11 protein-coding genes are annotated in these 17,070 nt (G+C 56.3%); 7 read left to right on the forward strand and 4 right to left on the reverse strand.

Annotation, left to right across the window (positions count from 1 at the left end; genetic code table 11):
* The first annotated feature begins 43 nt into the window (after window positions 1-43).
* The 6 genes from HUW35_RS15145 (at window position 44) to HUW35_RS15170 (ending at window position 6,094) form a co-directional block, all read left to right on the forward strand.
* On the forward strand, window positions 44-730 hold the full coding sequence (locus HUW35_RS15145) for an ABC transporter ATP-binding protein (protein WP_181253075.1): 687 nt from the start codon (window positions 44-46) through the stop codon (window positions 728-730).
* Window positions 706-3,141 carry an FtsX-like permease family protein gene (locus HUW35_RS15150; RefSeq protein WP_181253076.1) on the forward strand — a complete coding sequence of 812 codons (2,436 nt, stop codon included), beginning with the start codon at window positions 706-708 and terminating at the stop codon, window positions 3,139-3,141. Before HUW35_RS15145 ends, HUW35_RS15150 begins: the two co-directional genes overlap by 25 nt.
* Window positions 3,134-4,201 carry a lipocalin-like domain-containing protein gene (locus HUW35_RS15155; RefSeq protein WP_181253077.1) on the forward strand — a complete coding sequence of 356 codons (1,068 nt, stop codon included), beginning with the start codon at window positions 3,134-3,136 and terminating at the stop codon, window positions 4,199-4,201. The genes HUW35_RS15150 and HUW35_RS15155 overlap by 8 nt, the downstream gene beginning before the upstream one ends.
* 129 nt (window positions 4,202-4,330) lie before the next feature.
* The gene (locus tag HUW35_RS15160) at window positions 4,331-4,984 is read left to right on the forward strand and encodes a hypothetical protein (protein WP_181253078.1); all 654 of its coding nucleotides are present in this window, start codon (window positions 4,331-4,333) and stop codon (window positions 4,982-4,984) included.
* A gap of 182 nt (window positions 4,985-5,166) precedes the next feature.
* Entirely contained in the window at window positions 5,167-5,541 is a 375-nt protein-coding gene (locus HUW35_RS15165; RefSeq protein WP_181253079.1) for a hypothetical protein, read from the forward strand.
* Between the two features lie 19 nt (window positions 5,542-5,560).
* Window positions 5,561-6,094: a hypothetical protein gene (locus HUW35_RS15170; protein ID WP_181253080.1), complete on the forward strand. Its 534-nt coding sequence runs from the start codon at window positions 5,561-5,563 to the stop codon at window positions 6,092-6,094.
* Between the two features lie 152 nt (window positions 6,095-6,246).
* Here HUW35_RS15170 and HUW35_RS15175 read toward each other — a convergent pair whose 3' ends face one another.
* A complete protein-coding gene (locus HUW35_RS15175; protein WP_181253081.1) occupies window positions 6,247-6,675 on the reverse strand; it encodes a hypothetical protein in 429 nt (142 codons plus the stop codon).
* Window positions 6,676-6,920: 245 nt separating this feature from the next.
* On the opposite strand from HUW35_RS15175, the gene HUW35_RS15180 reads away from it, so the two are divergent.
* Window positions 6,921-9,122: an OsmC domain/YcaO domain-containing protein gene (locus HUW35_RS15180; protein WP_181253082.1), complete on the forward strand. Its 2,202-nt coding sequence runs from the start codon at window positions 6,921-6,923 to the stop codon at window positions 9,120-9,122.
* A gap of 24 nt (window positions 9,123-9,146) precedes the next feature.
* Here HUW35_RS15180 and HUW35_RS15185 read toward each other — a convergent pair whose 3' ends face one another.
* The 3 genes from HUW35_RS15185 to pepN all read right to left on the reverse strand — a co-directional run bounded on the left by HUW35_RS15185 (window position 9,147) and on the right by pepN (window position 16,804).
* The gene (locus HUW35_RS15185) at window positions 9,147-10,718 is read right to left on the reverse strand and encodes a hypothetical protein (RefSeq protein WP_181253083.1); all 1,572 of its coding nucleotides are present in this window, start codon (window positions 10,716-10,718) and stop codon (window positions 9,147-9,149) included.
* Window positions 10,719-10,890: 172 nt separating this feature from the next.
* The gene (locus HUW35_RS15190) at window positions 10,891-13,836 is read right to left on the reverse strand and encodes a pitrilysin family protein (RefSeq protein WP_181253084.1); all 2,946 of its coding nucleotides are present in this window, start codon (window positions 13,834-13,836) and stop codon (window positions 10,891-10,893) included.
* Between the two features lie 250 nt (window positions 13,837-14,086).
* Entirely contained in the window at window positions 14,087-16,804 is a 2,718-nt protein-coding gene (gene pepN, locus HUW35_RS15195; RefSeq protein WP_255463332.1) for an aminopeptidase N, read from the reverse strand.
* Between the last annotated feature and the right edge of the window lie 266 nt (window positions 16,805-17,070).

The raw sequence follows: 17,070 nt of genomic DNA on the forward strand, positions 1-17,070 counted from the left end.
ATAGGTTAAACTCAGGTTTACGCTTAAAACCTCCGACCGATCTATGAGTGATGCTCTTCTTCAGGCTCAACGCCTCTGTCGCACCTATCGAAACGGTCGCGAGCAAATCCATGTGCTGCACGGAGTATCTTTGGAACTGTGGCGTGGGGAGTCGGTGGCGGTGATCGGGCCCTCGGGTTCGGGCAAGAGCACATTATTGAATCTGCTCAACGGCCTGCTCACGCCCGACAGTGGTCAGTTGCAGGTGTTCGGAAAGTCGCACACCACTCTTGCCGAAGGCGACTGGGCCGAACTGCGCCGCACCCGTATTGCCACGCTGTTTCAGGATGGCAACCTGATTCCCACGCTCACCGTTTCCCGCAATATTGCATTTCGCGCCGGGCTTGCGGGCCTGCAAACGCACGACGGAGATACCTTGCTGGATCAGCTGGGCATTGCCGACACAGCCCACCGTTACCCTGATCAACTCTCTGGCGGCCAGCGACAGCGGGCGGCACTGGCGTGTGCGTTTGCGATGCGGCCAGAGTTGATCCTCGCGGATGAACCCACCGGCAGTCTCGACTATGCGACTGCCCAGCGGGTCGTACCACTGTTTTTCGATGCCATTCGCGAGCGCGCACTGGGCGCGCTGATCGTTACCCATAACCCCGACCTGGCCCAGCGCTGCGACCGGATTCTTGAGCTGCGGGAAGGAGCGCTGCGTCCATGGGACTCACCAGTGTCTTCCTGAGCCATTATCGGCGCCATCCGGGTCAGCTCGCCGGCTTGTTGTTAATTCTGGTATGTGCCGCGATGTTGTGGAGCGGAGTGCGTTCGCTGACGGGTTCGGCCGAGCATGCGGTAACCGAGTCCAGGGCGGCATTGGAACCGCTCTTGAGTGTAGTTCGAGAGGATGGCCGCGCCATATCTGTAGAGGATTTTGTGCGTCTGCGCCGCACTGGCCTCTGCGCCTCACCACGGCTCGAAGTCAGGTTGCCTGTCAGCGATGTACCGACTTTAGTTGGCATTGATCCTTTCACTGCGGACTGCCTGCGCCAGTACAGACAGTCGGATGACGGGGACGCTGTTGATAATGAATTGCCAATTAGCGGGAAATTACTCTCTGAGCTGGATCGATCGGTACTGCTTGGCCGTGCTGCGGATCTTGCGCGCTGGCGAGGATTGTATCTGGAGGGCGCAGAACATTTCCATTTAGAGGAAGTTGACGGTGTTCCGCGTGGACAGCTGCTGACGGATATTGCAGTCGCTGCGCAGCTGGCGTCCGCCGGGCGGAGCACTCTGCTGATTTTGTTGCCGGTCGTGGAGACTGAAAAAACTCCGCTTCCCGATGGCTACCGCGGCGAGCTACAAGACTACGGAGTACGACCGGAGCCTCTGGTCGAGGCGTTTCTGCTAAGCCTTGACGCGTTGGGGGCGCTGGCGCTGCTTGTCGCTGCTATGCTGGTACGCAGTGTGTACAGCTTCGCACTGGAACAGCGGCGGCGCAGTCTCGAAATTCTTGTGCGAGTGGGGGTTTCTGCGCGCAGGCTGCGCCTCGCATTAATTATCGAAGTGCTACTCGTCTCAATAATTGCCGGTACCCTAGGTGTCTGGCTGGGAGAGCGACTGGCATCGGCGATGGCCGACGGGTTCCTGGGTACGCTGAGTGGGCTTTTCAGTGTTGATACTATTGAGAAAAGCCAGCCGACCACCGCAACCTGGCTCGGCATGATTTTGATTTTGGCGCTGGTGGTGGGTTGGGCCTGTACGGACTTGCTGTCACTGCGCCAGGCAAGATGGGGTGGACCACAAGCAATCGGGCAGGGCGCGGGCAGGGGGCAGGCCAGAAGGTCGCGCTGGTTCGGTTCGCTTGGATTAGCGACCGTTTCGCTGACAATTTTGTTCACTACGGACACACTCTGGGTGGTATTTGCTGCTGCTACTGGATGTCTGGCCGGTGTTGGTCTTGTGCTACCAGAGGTGTTGAACTGGCTGCTGTTGCGGGCGGAACGCCACTATTCAACACCGCAAAATCGACGGCCGCTGCTGGAATGGTCCTGTTCTGAGATGCGGGCGTTGTGCCGGCTTTTGAGTCTGCCGCTCATCGCGCTGGCGTTTGCCATCGCAACCGCAATCGGCGTACAGGCAATGGTTACCGGCTTCGAATCCACTTTTGCCCGCTGGCTTGATCAGCGCCTGCAGGGCGATCTCTATCTTGATCCGGGGCAGCCGGTAGCCACTGGTGAATGGCGTTCACAGCTTGGAAACCTGTCTGGAGTGACCGCTGTACTGCCAATGGTGCGTACTTCTGGATTAATCGAGCAAGGGCCTGAGGGGACTGAAATATCCGTCGATATACTGGCAGTCGACCCCGCCTCGCCACTGCTACAGGACTGGCCGTTCCTCGCTTCGAAGCCAAAGTTGTGGTCGGAACTTTCTGCGCGCGGTGTCTTGATCAATGAGCAATTGGCGCGCAGGCAGTCGCTGGCCCTGGGCGATCGGGTAAATGTGCGTTTAGGTACCAATGCGCTGTCGCGGGAAGTGATAGGCATATATGCCGATTACGGACGGCCCCAGGGCGAGGTGATGTTGCCGCTCTCACTGGTTCCTGACACATCGCCTAATCGTTACTCCACATTTGTGCTGGGTGTGAGTGATATCGATCAAATCCCTTGGCAGAACTGGCCCGAAAAGTATGGGTGGATGAGTGGCAGCCGCCTGCGTGATCAAGCCGGTTTGAAGCGCGCTGCCAACGCCGCTTTCGCCCGAACTTTCCAGATGACACAGCTGATGAATGCCCTGACTCTGACGCTGGCAGGCACCGCGCTTGCGTTGATGGGGCTGGTGATTTTCCGTATGCGGCAGGGAGGTTTTACGCTGCTTCACGTCGCCGGTGTGGGGCGTAACAGCCTGCGCCGTCGGCTGATTGCTCATAGTATCTTGGTGACCGGTTTACTGGGGTTGCTTGCGATACCGTTGGGAATCTTTCTGGGGTGGGTGCTTGTCGCCCGGGTCAATCCTGCGGCATTCGGCTGGGCGCTTCCGTTGCATTTCTACCCCGGGTTTTGGCTACAGGTGTGGTTGCTTTGTCTGTTAATCGGCGCGATCGTCGGCACGCTGGTGGGTAACCCTGTGCGATTGGAGACGTTAAAAGGTGAATAATCTCTGTCGTTCGCTATTGATTCCAATAGTGCTCGCTAGCTGCACTAATGATCCCGAGTCGGATGCTTCTATCGACGCCCTGAGAGCCGGGGCTGAGGGGTTTCGTCAGGCAGCGCCAGGGATGACCGTGGAGCTGCCGCATGATATGGGCCCGCATCCTGCGTTCCGCCTGGAGTGGTGGTATCTCACTGCCAATCTGAAAACTGCCCGCGGAGAGCCATTCGGCGTCCAGTGGACACTGTTTCGCACCGGTATCCGCCCTGGCCCCTACAAAGACAAAGAGCCGGGTTGGCATCGCAACGAGGTCTGGTTTGCCCATGCAGCTCTGAGCCGTCCCGAAGATCACCACTTCGCTGATCGTGCCGCGCGCGGAGGTAGTGGCCAGGCCGGCGCAGACGCGCAACCGTTCAAAGCCTGGATTGATCAATGGCAGCTCGTCAGCCTGGAAGGTGACACTTGGGAGCTGCGTGTAGATGGTGGCGACTTTCGCTATCGCCTGCAGCTAAAGCCACAGGCATCTGCTGTGCTGAATGGTGACCGCGGTTTCAGCGCCAAATCGGCAGGAGGCGGTGGCTCGATGTATTTCAGTTACCCGCTGCAAGTAATTGGCGGTGAGGTACAAATAGGCCCAGAAAAATATAGTGTCAGTGGGCAGGGATGGTTCGATCGCGAGTGGAGCAGTCAGTACCTTAATTCAGATCAAGAGGGGTGGGATTGGATGGCGCTGCACCTGAATGATGATCGACACCTGATGCTGTTCCGCGTGCGGGGTGTAGAGGACTTTTACTTCGGTACTGTGGTCGCTACCGATGGTAGTGCCCGAACGCTGGAGGCAACTGAGTTCAACCTGCTGCCGATCGAAACTCGCGACACGCGTTATGGCGAGGTGCCGGTGGTCTGGCAGCTGCAGGTGCCGTCTGAGGCTCTAGATCTCAAAATACGGTCCTGGTCTGGTGATTACTGGAATCCAGGAAGTTTACGCTACTGGGAGGGCCCGGTAACAATTAGTGGCAGTCAAGAAGGGGAGGGCTATCTTGAAATGACGGGTTATGGAAAGTGACCACCTGCTGCGTGGTTTTCTGTTTCTCAACCGGGTAGCTAGTGCCCATGCCCAAGGCGTTGAAATGCCTGCGGCGTGGGAATTGTTGCTCTAGATTGGTCATTCAATTTGAGCGAGGGGGCAGGCGCCGTGGGCTGGATCAAGACGGTTACCAATAAATTCGCCATTTTTTTGATCGCGCTGATGGTGCCTTCCGAACTCTTCGCAGGAGATATCTTTGAGTATCGCCGTTTGGCGGACCTGGACAAAGATCTCAAGGGTTCCGAGGACTACATCAATTACATCAAGTCGATTTCAATAAGTGCCCATGTGGTAGGTGTGCACTTGGACGAGGTGTTAGGCAGCGACGAGTTTAGGGAAGTCATATTGCCCGGAGGGAAACTCGCATACATCAAGTCCCGAAAAATTAACACCGTAACCAGTGGCTTGCGCTGGACTGTCTTTTTTTTGCGGGACCAGTTATTGCTTGATGACTATGACGTTGCTGAGGGGCATCGCGAGGCCGTGGAAAATATGATGTCTGGGGACTTGTATCTCACACATGAAGGAAAGTTTTCCATGCCAGGGAAGCCCTATGGAATGGGCCCTGCACTGGAAGTCCCGCAGCAAGAGCTAGTGAAAAATAGCAGCATGAAGATCACGAGTGCGAGGGGTGACCTCCGCGTCTTTATGCGGGGGGATCGATATAAGTTGATTCCCTTGGGTGGAGCACAAAATGACCACTTATTGATTGAAGTTGATGTATCGAAGATGCCACGTGGGTGTGGCGTAGGTGCCGAGTAACTACAAACTTTGATGAATCAATAGGCGGATAATCGAGTGGTAAAACTGTATGGTTACTCATTTTAGTAATGAGTTTGCTGACAATTTAAACGTTGCCTACTAATTCTGACGACGCCCCCTCCATATAATTGGTAGCCTCTCCCTTTCTAGTGTTGGGAAAACATACAGGCAGGGAAGGGGTTATGCGATATCTAGCGAGCTTTATACTATTGCTCTCTATGAGTCCCGCGGCATTCGCCGTTGGACTTATCGTCGATTTGAAAACGAATCATAAATACGACGCAGACTTTAAGTACGTACGTGTTGAAATTATCAATCGTTCACATGAGCGAGTACAACGTGTGCATTTGCGTACAACCGGCGGTGATTTTGCGCGAGGCGTACGGATCGCGGAGTTTCAGAATCTGCGCGGAGATGGAGAGGAGTATACTGCCATTTTTGAGTTGCTGGACCACCGTTTTCACCGGGTCGATGGTAAGCAGTATGTGCTGGCAATACCTGAAGGGGTTAGCGGGAATCGATTGTACGGATTTGTCGGTGTAATCGCGAAGCGATAATAATGATTAGGAGAATTTAATGAAGACCGGAAAGTTAATCTTCCTGCTCTTACTTATTCCTCTATTGGATGGGTGTCCGACTGTCCCCGTGCCTGATGGGGATGACTTAAACGCGCCGCGATTGACTCTCAAGGTTTTGGATAGCCCTGGCTCCCCCACATTTGTCGCGCCGGGAAATAATCTTGGTACTTGTGCGAAAGTCCGTGATTTACCCGCCAACCTTATTCTAAGTGCGAATGATAGTGGCGGAGTGGCTTCTTTTAGTGTCAACATATTTGGTGGGGAATCCTTGGACGTCATTGTGGAGCCCGAAGGCACCGATTACGAAGTCATAAGAGATACGGAGTCAAAAACGGAAACTCTGACATTTCGTCCTGATCCTCCATTCCGGATGGTTCAGCCGAGCCTTGTGGTAACTATGCATGTAGACGAAGGCTTTGATAGCGTTATTCCCGCGGTCTCCGCGTCTGCGATTGACGAGAGTGGAAACCGCCGTGAGCTGAGCGGAATAGATCTGAGAAAACTGGGGGGCGGTTTGGCGGTTTGCCCCTGATCATCCTTGCCTCAATGGCAATGGCAATGGCAATGGCAATGGCTTGTAGGCGCAGGCTATCCGTACACGGGGGCGTATTTAGTATCGTAAACGCTCAGCGGCGGAGTTGTCGCGCTGGGCCAATTGATGGACTCCAGCGCATTTTTGGCAAATTAGAAGCGCAGGCGAACGCCGAGCGCACCGTCTACACCAAAGCCTTCTTTGTTTTCATTGTCGCTAAAGGCGAAATTCGGCACGGCCTGGATATACGCCTGCAGGCTGGGTGCAATACCGAAGCTCAGGCCCACCGGTAAACGGACACCGGCTTTGTCATTGTCCTTGTAACGGCCGCCATCTTCATAGAACCCGCCCGCGTCGATATACGCGTGAACGGTGCGCAGGTCGTTGCTGAAGTTGTGAAGGCGTACATCAAGCGCCAGTGCATCGCTGTTCACAAATACCGAGGTGCCGCGGAATTGGGCGGTGACACCAACGCCCAGGTCATACCCCAAGCCGATTCCGAAACCGGAATTGCTTTTAGCGTGTGTCGGCATGCTGAGTGCGGCGGCCAGGACGGCTAAAGTGATCCATTGAATCTTCATAAGTACCTCTTGATATTGGGGGGGGCGAAATGCGCAGAGTATAAGCCTGTGTCCTCGTCGTACTTTGTCCCAGGTCACAGTAGTTGGAACCTTAGGGCGCTAATGACGTGGATCTGAGATTGACTGAGGCCAGGCGCCGCTGCAGAAACACGCTCAGTTAAACGAGACGAGCTACCCTAAATTCTGGATAATGCCGCGCCTCAGCCTCTTTCGGCTGTCAAATTCTCAAATCCCGGTAGTTCCCCATGGAAATCAACGTCAACTTCCTCGAAAACCTGCGCCTTGAAGCCAAGTTTGACGACTTCACGGTCATCACCGACCAGCCGATCCGCTACAAGGGCGATGGTTCGGCGCCGAGCCCGTTTGATTATTTTTTGGCCTCATCGGCGCTGTGTGCCGCGTACTTTGTGCGGGTGTACTGTCTGGCGCGGGATATTCCGACCCACAATATTCGCCTGTCGCAGAACAATATTGTCGACCCGGAGAACCGCTACAACCAGATCTTCAAGATCCAGGTAGAGCTGCCGGAGGATATCTCGGAGAAGGATCGGCAGGGGATACTGCGCTCTATTGATCGCTGCACGGTAAAGAAGGTGATCCAGACGGGACCGGATTTCCAAATCGAAACGGTGGAGAATCTGGCGGAAGATGCGCAGGCATTGTTGATGGTGGAGCCTGATGCATCGCACCAGACAATGATCGAGGGCAAGGATCTGCCGCTTGAGCAGACCATCGCGAATATGACCCGGATCCTGGCGGACCTGGGGATGAAGATCGAGATTTCCTCCTGGCGAAATATCGTGCCGCATGTGTGGTCGCTGCATATTCGCGATGCCGCTTCGCCCATGTGCTTCACCAACGGTAAGGGCGCCACCAAAGAGAGCGCGTTGTGTTCCGCGCTGGGCGAGTTTATCGAGCGCCTGAATTGCAATTTCTTCTACAACGACCAGTATTTTGGTGAAGAAGTCGCGAACGCGGAGTTCGTGCATTACCCGGACGAGAAGTGGTTTGCGCTGGAGGAAGACGACGCGCTGCCAGAAGGTATTCTGGATGATTACACCCTGGCCATCTACAACCCGGAAGGGGAGCTGGCCGGATCCAACCTGGTCGATACCAACTCTGGTCGCGTTGATCGCGGCATCTGCTCGCTGCCATTTGTGCGTCAGTCTGATGGTGAGGTGGTGTACTTCCCATCCAACCTGATCGAGAACCTGTTCCTCAGTAACGGCATGAGTGCGGGCAACACCCTGGCCGAGGCCGAGGTGCAATGCCTGTCTGAGATCTTTGAGCGCGCTGTGAAGCGGGAGATCCTGGAGCAGGAGATTGCGCTGCCGGATGTGCCCCGTGAGGTACTCGAGCAGTACCCGGATATTATCGAGGGTATTGAGGCGCTGGAGCAGCAGGGGTTTCCGATCCTGGTGAAGGACGCATCTCTTGGCGGACAGTTCCCGGTGATGTGTGTGACCCTGATGAACCCTCGCACCGGCGGGGTATTTGCTTCCTTCGGCGCGCACCCGAGTTTCCACGTGGCTCTGGAACGGAGCCTCACCGAGCTGATGCAGGGGCGCAGTTTTGAAGGCCTCAACGATGTGCCTCCGCCCACCTTCAATAGTCTCGAAGTCACCGAGCCGCAGAATTTTGTGGAGCATTTTATCGACTCCACTGGTGTGGTTTCCTGGCGTTTCTTCAGTTCGAAATCCGAATATGAATTCGTAGAGTGGGATTTCTCCGGCAATCACGCAGACACCAATGACACGGAAGCTGCACGTCTGTTCAAGATTCTCGAAGAGCTGGGCAAGGAAGTGTATGTGGCAACCTTTGAAGAGCTGGGCGCGCCGGCCTGCCGGATTCTGGTGCCCGGTTATTCCGAGGTGTATCCGGTAGAGGACCTGATTTGGGATAACACTAACAAGGCACTGGATTACCGCGAGGATATCCTGAACCTGCATCGCCTGGACGACGCGCAGCTGGAAGATCTTGTCGAGCGCCTGGAAGAGAGTCAGATCGACAACTATGAAACCATCATCACTTTGATCGGTGTGGAGTTCGATGAGAACACCGTATGGGGCCAGTTGACCGTTCTCGAACTGAAGCTGCTGGTTTATCTCGCCCTGCAACGCCACGAGGAAGCGCTGGAACTGGTTGAAGCCTTTCTGCAGTACAACGACAACACCGTGGAGCGGGGGCTCTTCTACCGCGCGGTACAGGCGGTGCTGGAAATCACTCTGGATGATGAGCTCGAGCTGGAAGATTTCACTTTCAACCTCGGTCGTATGTATGGCGAGGAGGTTTTGCAGGCCGTAATCGGATCCGTGGAGGGTTCTGTGCGTTTCCACGGTCTCACGCCCACCAATATGCAGCTTGAAGGCCTGGACAAACACCTGCGCCTGATCGAGAGCTACAAGAAATTGCACGCGGCCCGTGCCGCGTGCGCGGAAGGTAACTGATTAGCGGCTTGCAGTGAGCCGCAGTCAGGGCATTGAACAGCCCATCAGAGGGTTTTTCTCCTGGCCGGATTTGGCATTCAGGAGCAGGAAGCTCATCACATGTAGTGCCTCAAAGCGCTTCTCATACGGCGGGTACGAAGTGACCCCGTGTGGGAAGGCGTTGAGGTGACAGCGCGCGCAGCTGAATCCTTTTTGCGTATAGGTTTCCAGCGTTGTATTGACAAGATTCTGGACGCTGGAGTGCTGCGCGCCCGGGATGCCCGGGCCAAGGTGCCGGTTGGGCACTTCCAGGTTTTTGTTCTGGGTGCCTATTAACTGGTAGTAGGACCACACCGAGTCGCGCAGCAGCCACTGGTATTTCCGGTTGGCAATCTGCACATCCAGTGGAATGGGCGTTACACGAGATACATTAACCTGTTTGATTTCCGACTTGAGAGGGAGCGGATCGCCCAGCTTGAAGGTTGCGGGAATCAAACCGGCTTCACCCGATTTTCCTCCCACCTCGTATCCGTTGGGATAATCCGGCGCGCGGTTGAATGCATAGCTTTCAGTTTTTCCCGGGTTAAATGCGGGGTGCATTGGGCTGGGCAGCGGGTCATTGAAGCGTTTTTCCACGCGCACATTGTCTACGTGTTCAAAGGTCGAAGGCAAATGTCCAAAGGGAGTCACCCGATGGATATGGAAACCCACCAATCCCATTAATGTGGGCTCGCTGAGACTGCCATCTGGCTGCGGGAACTGCAGCATACGGCGGAAGTAGCGCCCGGGGATATCCGCGTTTGGTCCTTCTTTTTTCAATACTTTCCACGCAGCTTTGACTTCGGTAATACCCTGGCGCGCATACAGGGGGAGGTCGCGCAAGTAGTACTCCAGCCCTGTGGGTAGCGGCTGAAAGCTGTCACTGTCATCGCTCGGTCCCAGGGCCGGTGGCGGTGCTTCTCCATACTCGTTGGCGTGGTCGATAAAGTTGTTGACCGCAATCACCTGGTTGTCGGCATCGTAGTATTTGAATTGTTTGATGTAGCGAAAGTACGGCTCGCTGAGGGTCACCTCTACGCGCACAAACTCTTTGTTCTGGTCCACCAGCGGACCAGTGGGTACATTCGAATTTGTGTACGGCTGATTGATTCCCGGCGCAAACGGGCGTCCGTAGACGTAACTGTCGGAATAGCAGGGAGGGGATGACAAGCGTTGTAGCGCGCTAAATTCGGGGTTGCCCCATTCGACTGGCCAGTATTTTGGTGGTGTAAATGCCGTTTGCGGATCCATATAGGACTCCCACACGACAATGGGGTGGGGAGCGGTGTTGTTTTCGATACCGGCGAGCTTTCCGCGAGCATCTGGTTGCCCGCCTGGACCGCCTTGTTTCCATGGCCAGTTCAGGGCAATAAATGATTGCCAGGCAAAATCGTAAGTGTCCTGCTGACGTACCGGTGGGGTCTGATAATTGTCTGGATCTGCCGGGTAGGCGGGGTGGTTGATGTCGAAAGGCAGCAGCCAGGGCTGGTTCTTAAGGGCAATTTCATCGCAGACGCCGTAGCTGGAAACCAACAGTGTGCAAACTAGTAGCGCACACCGTCTCGAAGGTACTTTCATACTGCGAAGCTCCTTTCGAAATCACATCCTGTCGAATTAAGTGTAGGACTGTTGGTGCTGGGCCTGTGTTAGTTCCTGTGCCACTTAGTGGGTGGTCTGAATAGAAGAGGAGTTATTGGGGCGCATAAAAAAAGGCGGCCGAAGCCGCCTTTCAATTTGCATCAATATGAAATTAGAGGCTTGCGGCGTCCGGCGCGGTCTCCGCTTCCTCCGCTTTAATCACATAGCCATCTTCATCCAGTTCGACAATCGGCATACCCAGCGCCTCCACGTCCGCGCGGATGCTGGCGGCGTCGCCCACCACAACAATTGCCATATTTTCAGGCTCGAGCAGCCCGGTGATGGCCTTGTTCAGGGTTTTGCGGTCGGTCTCCTGCAGGATGGTGCCCTGCTGTGAGCGGTAGTCCAGCGGGAGGTCGTAACGCAGGATGCGGTTCAGCAGACCCAGTTTCGCCGACGGGGTTTCGTAGCTGAGGGCTTCCTGTTGACCGATGGCAGAGCGCAGGTAGTTGAACTCTGTCTCGGTCATGCCTTCGCCGTCGTAGGTATCCAGTTCCTTGAGGACCTCGTTCAACGCGTCTGCGGTTGCGTCCTTCTTCACCTCAGAACTGAACATGTAGCTGCCTTCCTCGGGCTCGCCCAGCAGATAGGTGCGGGCGCCGTAGGTGTAGCCCTTGTCTTCTCGCAGGTTCAGGTTGATACGGCTGTTGAAGTTGCCGCCCAGAGGGAAGTTGCCCAGGTACGCCAGGTAGTAATCGCCCAGCGCGTCGTAGGGCAGGGCGTGCTGGCTTAACCGCAGGCTGGATTGGGCGGCGCCTTCCTTGTTGACCAGATACACGGTGCGACCTTCGATTTCAGGCTTCTGAAGCGCAATCGCGGGGCGTGTGGGCTGGGTAACCTTGAGCTGTGCCAGGTCATCCAGCGCTTTCACGATGGTGTCGTGGGGCAGGCTGGTGCTTACGGTCACGCCGCCGAAGTGCGCGGGGAAATGCGCCTTGTAGTAGCTGGTGACGTCATCCAGGGTGATTTCAGCCACGGTGCCCGGCAGGCCGCCATTGGGGAAGCTCAGCGGGTGTTCGGGACCGCGCATCACTGCGCCCACTGCACGAGTGGCAAGGCCTTGCGGTGTCTTGCGCGCCTGCTGCAGGCCTTCGATGGTCTGCTGTTTGATCCGGGCGAAGTCCTCTTCGGTAAAGGCCGGTTTCAGGATGCGTTCCAGCATCAGTGGAACGGCTTTATCCAGGTGCTTGGCGAGTACGTTCAGGGACACCGTGGTGTCGTAGTCGCCGGCATTGATGCTGATGGAGGCGCCCAGTCGTTTGAGTTCCTCAGCGAACTCTGCGGCACTACGCTCGGTGGTGGCTTCGTTCATGAGTGAGGTCATCAGCGAGGTCAGGCCGGCCTTGCCGCGCGGCTCATCCCGCTGACCCACACCGAATACCGCTTGGACGGTAACCGTGGGGGTTTCCTCATTCTGTACGGCCAGCAGACGCACGCCATTTTTCAGCTTGCCGTCCTGAATCGTCGGCAGTTCGACCTGCGGGTTGACCCCGGGTGTCGGTTGAACACTGCGATCGAAGCTGTCCTGTACCGGACGCAGGGCGAGGGCTTCGTCATCATCGCCGTAGCTTTCAGGGATGGTGCGCTCCCAGTTGTAGTTCTGTTCCGCGGCGGCCAGTTCCGGCTTGCCGTTGGGGACAATGCTCAGCAGGACCGCCGGCTTGGCAGCGATATACTGGTCGAATACACGGGTGACGTCGCCGGTTTCTACTGACAGGTAGGCGTTGATTTCGTCATCAATGCCCTTGGGGCTGCCGGTGAAGGTTTCGAACGCTGCCAGCGTGGAGACCTTGCCGGAAACGGACTGCAGGCCGAATACACGGCCGGACTCGTAGCCCGCCTTGAACTTCACCAGGTCATCTTTGCTAACACCGCGTTTGGCGAACTCTACCAGAGTGTCGCGCACGGCCTGTTCCATTTCCGCCAGGCTTTCGCCGGATGCGGGATTCTGGATCACGATAAACCACATCTCACAGGCCAGCTCCTTACAGGAGTGGGAGACGCTGGCCTGAACGGCGCGGCCGGTCTGTACCAGGCTCTGGTAGAGCATGGAGTCCTGGCCGTGGCCGAGAATTTCAGCCGCGGCATCCAGCGCCGGTTCGTCTTCGTGGCCGCGGTACACGGTAGGAATCATCATCGCCAGTGCCGGCAGGTGGATATTGTCCTCCAGGGTGACATAGCGGTCTTTATCCAGTGTTGCCGGTTGCTTGGGCAGGTTCTCCACCTCGGGGCCAGCGGGAATCGGGCCGAAGTACTTGGCGACCCATTCGAGGGTCTTGGCCTTGTCGATGTCGCCGCCGATGGTCAGCACCGCGTTATTGGGACCGTACCAGCGCAGGAAGAACCGCTTCAGGTCGGTGAGATCCGCGCGATTGAGGTCTTCCATCCAGCCGATAACGGGCCAGGAATAAGGGTGGCCGTCGGCATAGGTAGCCGCGTACATGGTCTCGAGGGCGCGCCCGTAGGGACGGTTGTCTACGCGCTGGCCGCGTTCGTTTTTCACCGTCTCGCGCTGGACTTCGAATTTCTCCTCGGTCACCGCATCCAGGAACACGCCCATACGGTCGGCTTCGAGCCACAGTACGGTTTCCAGCTGATTGGCCGGGACGGTTTCGTAATAATTGGTACGGTCGGTATTGGTGGTGCCGTTCAGGGTGCCACCGGCTTCCTGGATGATGCGGAAGTGCTCCTCATCGCCCACGTTGACCGAGCCCTGGAACATCATGTGTTCGAAGAAGTGTGCAAAACCAGAGCGACCCGGGTCTTCTCGGTTGGAGCCCACATGATAGGTGACGTCCACGTGCACCAGTGGATCGGAATCGTCTTCGTGAAGGACGACGGTGAGTCCGTTCGCGAGTTTGTATTTGGTGTAGGGGATGGCAATTTCGGCGCCGTCGCCATCGAAGGTCTCGACCTCGGTGATACCGGCGGGTAGGGCAGTTTGCGCCTCAGAGGACACATTATCCTGTGTCGGTTGCTTGGCCGATTCCTCCGGCCCCTTGCTACAGGCTGCGAGCAGCGCCGCAGCGAAAATCATGGCGATTTTAGTGCGTTGCATGGTGGTTGAAGTTCCTTTTTATTAGAGACTCGTCGATGCTATCACAGTCACACGGTGTGTTTAGGGGAAAATGGAATTCTTGCCAGTTCGGGCGTCTGTCATCTGCGGAGATGGCGAAATCTGGAAGCCTTTAAGATTGTTAATGAAAGGGGCGTCCACTGTCAGTCGGCCTCCGCGAAAAATTAACGTCGAGGTTCTCTACGAAAAAGGGCCCTGAAGGGCCCTTTTTGTTTGACTGATGTACAGTGGATTAACCCGCTGAATTACCGATCGCAGCTGCCATATTCAGGCATTGCTGGTTTTTGTAGCGGCGGTTTTTCAGAGCTTTTTCAAGCAGCGGGTTCAGCTGCTTTCCGCTGTCCAGAATGTCGCTCACCTGCTTAACGCCTTGCTCGCTGCAGTTCAGCGGGAACAGGCGGGTATAGGTGCCGACAAACTCGGAAGCATCGCTGGCATTGACCTCGTCCAGTGCTCCGACAATGCGCTCGACATTGGCCTCGTAAAGACCCCGTTGTTCGGTGGGGAAGAGCGCGCTGGCGGCGTACTTCAGCTGCGCCAGTTTGAACGCATCACGGTTTTCCAGCAGGTTGTTCAGCCACAGGGTTTTGGCTTTCTGCTGCGGACGAATCGCTTCCGCGGCGATGGCGTTCAGCTGGGAGCGGTCGGAGCCGTCTTTTTCCAGCTCAGATTTGATCACCTGAGCGTAGTCGCCATAGAGGTGGCGGTTCAGCAGGGTGATCAGGTTCCAGCGCATGTCCGGGTCAAGTACCAGTCCTTCGATGCCGAGCTCGCCGCGCAGCAGGTTCTGGGCATTCGCCAGTGCTTTATCGGTATGGGCTACGCCGGTAAAGGTGCCGAACCAGGTTTTCTGCGCGTCGCTGCCTGCGGGCGCACTCTGCAGTTGCTGCCAGGCGAAGGATTCGATGGCCAGTTGCAGCTGTGTGCGCTTGGTGTCGTCCATGGCTACCTGATTCAGATAGGCATAAGCGGTGCCCAGGTGGCTGGAAACCAGGCGGATCACGTTGATGTTCTCCTCACTGCCAGCATTGCTGACGGCAAAGCTCACATACTGATCCAGCGGCAGTTTGGCATCGGTAACGGAGTCGAACAGGCTCTGCCACATCATCAGGCGGGTGAAGGGGCTCTCGATGTCGTTAATGTGCTTGGACATATTGGCCACGGAAACCTTGTCCAGGTTGACCTTGGCAAATGCCCAGTCACCTTCGTTCGGGTAAACGATCTGCGGACAGGCTTCGCCTTTGGCTGCGGTGACTTCGGTGGAAGCACCTTTGTAGATCACCGGGATGGCTTTGCTCAGAACCATCTTGCCGCCTGCCATGTTGTACAAGCCCACCTGGGTACGCTGCTCGCGCAGGGTCGGGTATTCGGCCGGTGCCGTCTGGCTAATGGTCAGGCTGGCAATCTTGTCGCCATCACACTGGAAGCTGGCCTGGATGGTATTGAGGCCGGCCTGGTACAGCCACTGCTGCTGCCACGCGTCCAGGTTTTTACCCGCCGCTTTGCCCAGGTGCCCCATGAAATCGTTCAGGGTGGAGTTTTTGTAAGAGAGGTCCTTCAGGTAGTTGGATACACCCTTGCGGAATTCTTCCTTGCCGAGGTAGTAGGGCAGCTGTTTCAGGATCGAGCCGCCCTTACCGTAGGTAATACCATCGAAATTGGCGAAGGCCTCGTCGGTATTCTTCACCGGCAGCTGAATCGCGTGGGTGGTCGGCAGCTGGTCGGAGCCGTAGGCCCACTGTTTGGTGCCCTGGTAGAAGTTTTCCCAGGCGTTGTCGAACTCGCTGTTCTCTGCCAGGGACAGGTTGGCCATATAGGTGGCAAAGCTTTCGTTCAGCCACAGATCGTCCCACCAGTTCATGGTGACCAGGTCGCCAAACCACATGTGCGCCATTTCATGGGCGATTACATTGGCCAGGCGCATGCGCTGGGCCTGGGTTTTTTCACCGCGGGAAACGTAGGCTTCGTTGAAGGTAACAGCGGCTACGTTTTCCATGGCGCCGGCGTTGAAGTCGGGCACGATGACCTGATCGTATTTAACGAAGGGGTAATCCACTTCGAAATACTTCTGGAAGAATTCGAAAGATTGCTTGGTAAAGGTGAACCAGTCATCCGGCTTCACGTATTCCGCCAGGGTTTTGCGTGCAAACAGGCGCAGCGGGATACCATCGGCATCGTCTTCCCAAACGGTGAAAGGACCGGCGTGCAGGGAAAAAATGTAGGAAGAGAACTTCTTGGATTGCGGGAATACCCAGTGATTCACCTCACCGTTCTTCTCAATATTTTTCTCGCGTACCGAGGTGATCACGCTCCAGTCTTTCGGCGCGGTCACATCCAGGGTGTAGTGCGCTTTCAGGTTCGGCTGGTCGAAGTGCGGGAACAGGCGGTTGGCATCGTAGGGCTCGAAGTCGGTGTACATGTACACCTCTCCGTCCACTGGATCGACGAAGCGGTGTAGCCCGGATCCGTTGTTGGAGTATGCGTGTGTGTAGTCCACCGCGATCGCGTGCTTGCGGCCTTTCAGGTGGGCGGGTTCGATGGTAATGAACTGGCCGTTGTAGGCGAAAGGTACAGATTTACCATCTACCTGAACGCCTTCCACTTCACCACCGGCGAAGTCGATGGTCAGCGGTTGCAGCAGGTTGCGGCGGAACTGGGTGTCGGCAACCACGCGACCGGAAAAGGCATCGCCGGATTTGTCGATGGTGACAGACAGTTTGTAGTCCACCTGGGCAATCTGTTGCTTGCGCAGCTTGGCGTATTGCTCGGACAGCCCGGGTGCATCACTGCGGGCAACAGCCGGCTTTGCGAGCGCGTGAGCGGTGGTGGTGGACTGCAGCTGATTAGGCTCCAGGCTACAGGCCGCGAGAATGCTGCTGCACAGCACGCCCAGGGCGAATTTTCCGGTCTTGGTCATGGGTACCCCATTGTTCTTAGAGCTACTTGGCATTCGAGTTCTTGGGAAAAGATTTCTGCGCGCGGGCGCAGAAAGTCGAGTCTTATAGCACGCCACTGGACGCCAACGCGCGCCAGCTTGTCCCGCGATTGGAGCAGCTCGTCGCGGGTTAGTGGAAAGTGCTGATCGTTTGAATTTTTTGGGATTTACTTCTGCAGGAGCCGCTTTCGAAAACGTATAATCCCGCTCCATGTTGGGGCTCGGAGATGTGATATCGGCATTTTGTGGGGCAATAATAGGTAAGGGCGGCGTGCTTGCAG

Origin of the sequence: Microbulbifer sp. YPW1, assembly GCF_013367775.1 — a bacterium.
In the GTDB taxonomy this organism is placed as follows: domain Bacteria; phylum Pseudomonadota; class Gammaproteobacteria; order Pseudomonadales; family Cellvibrionaceae; genus Microbulbifer.

Bases quoted from the DNA above. Each gene is read 5' to 3' on its own strand.
- HUW35_RS15170 (WP_181253080.1), top strand. From the start codon at position 5,561: ATGAAGACCGGAAAGTTAATCTTCCTGCTCTTACTTATTCCTCTATTG.
- HUW35_RS15165 (WP_181253079.1), top strand. From the start codon at position 5,167: ATGCGATATCTAGCGAGCTTTATACTATTGCTCTCTATGAGTCCCGCG.
- HUW35_RS15145 (WP_181253075.1), top strand. From the start codon at position 44: ATGAGTGATGCTCTTCTTCAGGCTCAACGCCTCTGTCGCACCTATCGA.
- HUW35_RS15190 (WP_181253084.1), bottom strand. From the start codon at position 13,836: ATGCAACGCACTAAAATCGCCATGATTTTCGCTGCGGCGCTGCTCGCA.
- HUW35_RS15175 (WP_181253081.1), bottom strand. From the start codon at position 6,675: ATGAAGATTCAATGGATCACTTTAGCCGTCCTGGCCGCCGCACTCAGC.
- HUW35_RS15150 (WP_181253076.1), top strand. From the start codon at position 706: ATGGGACTCACCAGTGTCTTCCTGAGCCATTATCGGCGCCATCCGGGT.
- pepN (WP_255463332.1), bottom strand. From the start codon at position 16,804: ATGCCAAGTAGCTCTAAGAACAATGGGGTACCCATGACCAAGACCGGA.
- HUW35_RS15180 (WP_181253082.1), top strand. From the start codon at position 6,921: ATGGAAATCAACGTCAACTTCCTCGAAAACCTGCGCCTTGAAGCCAAG.
- HUW35_RS15185 (WP_181253083.1), bottom strand. From the start codon at position 10,718: ATGAAAGTACCTTCGAGACGGTGTGCGCTACTAGTTTGCACACTGTTG.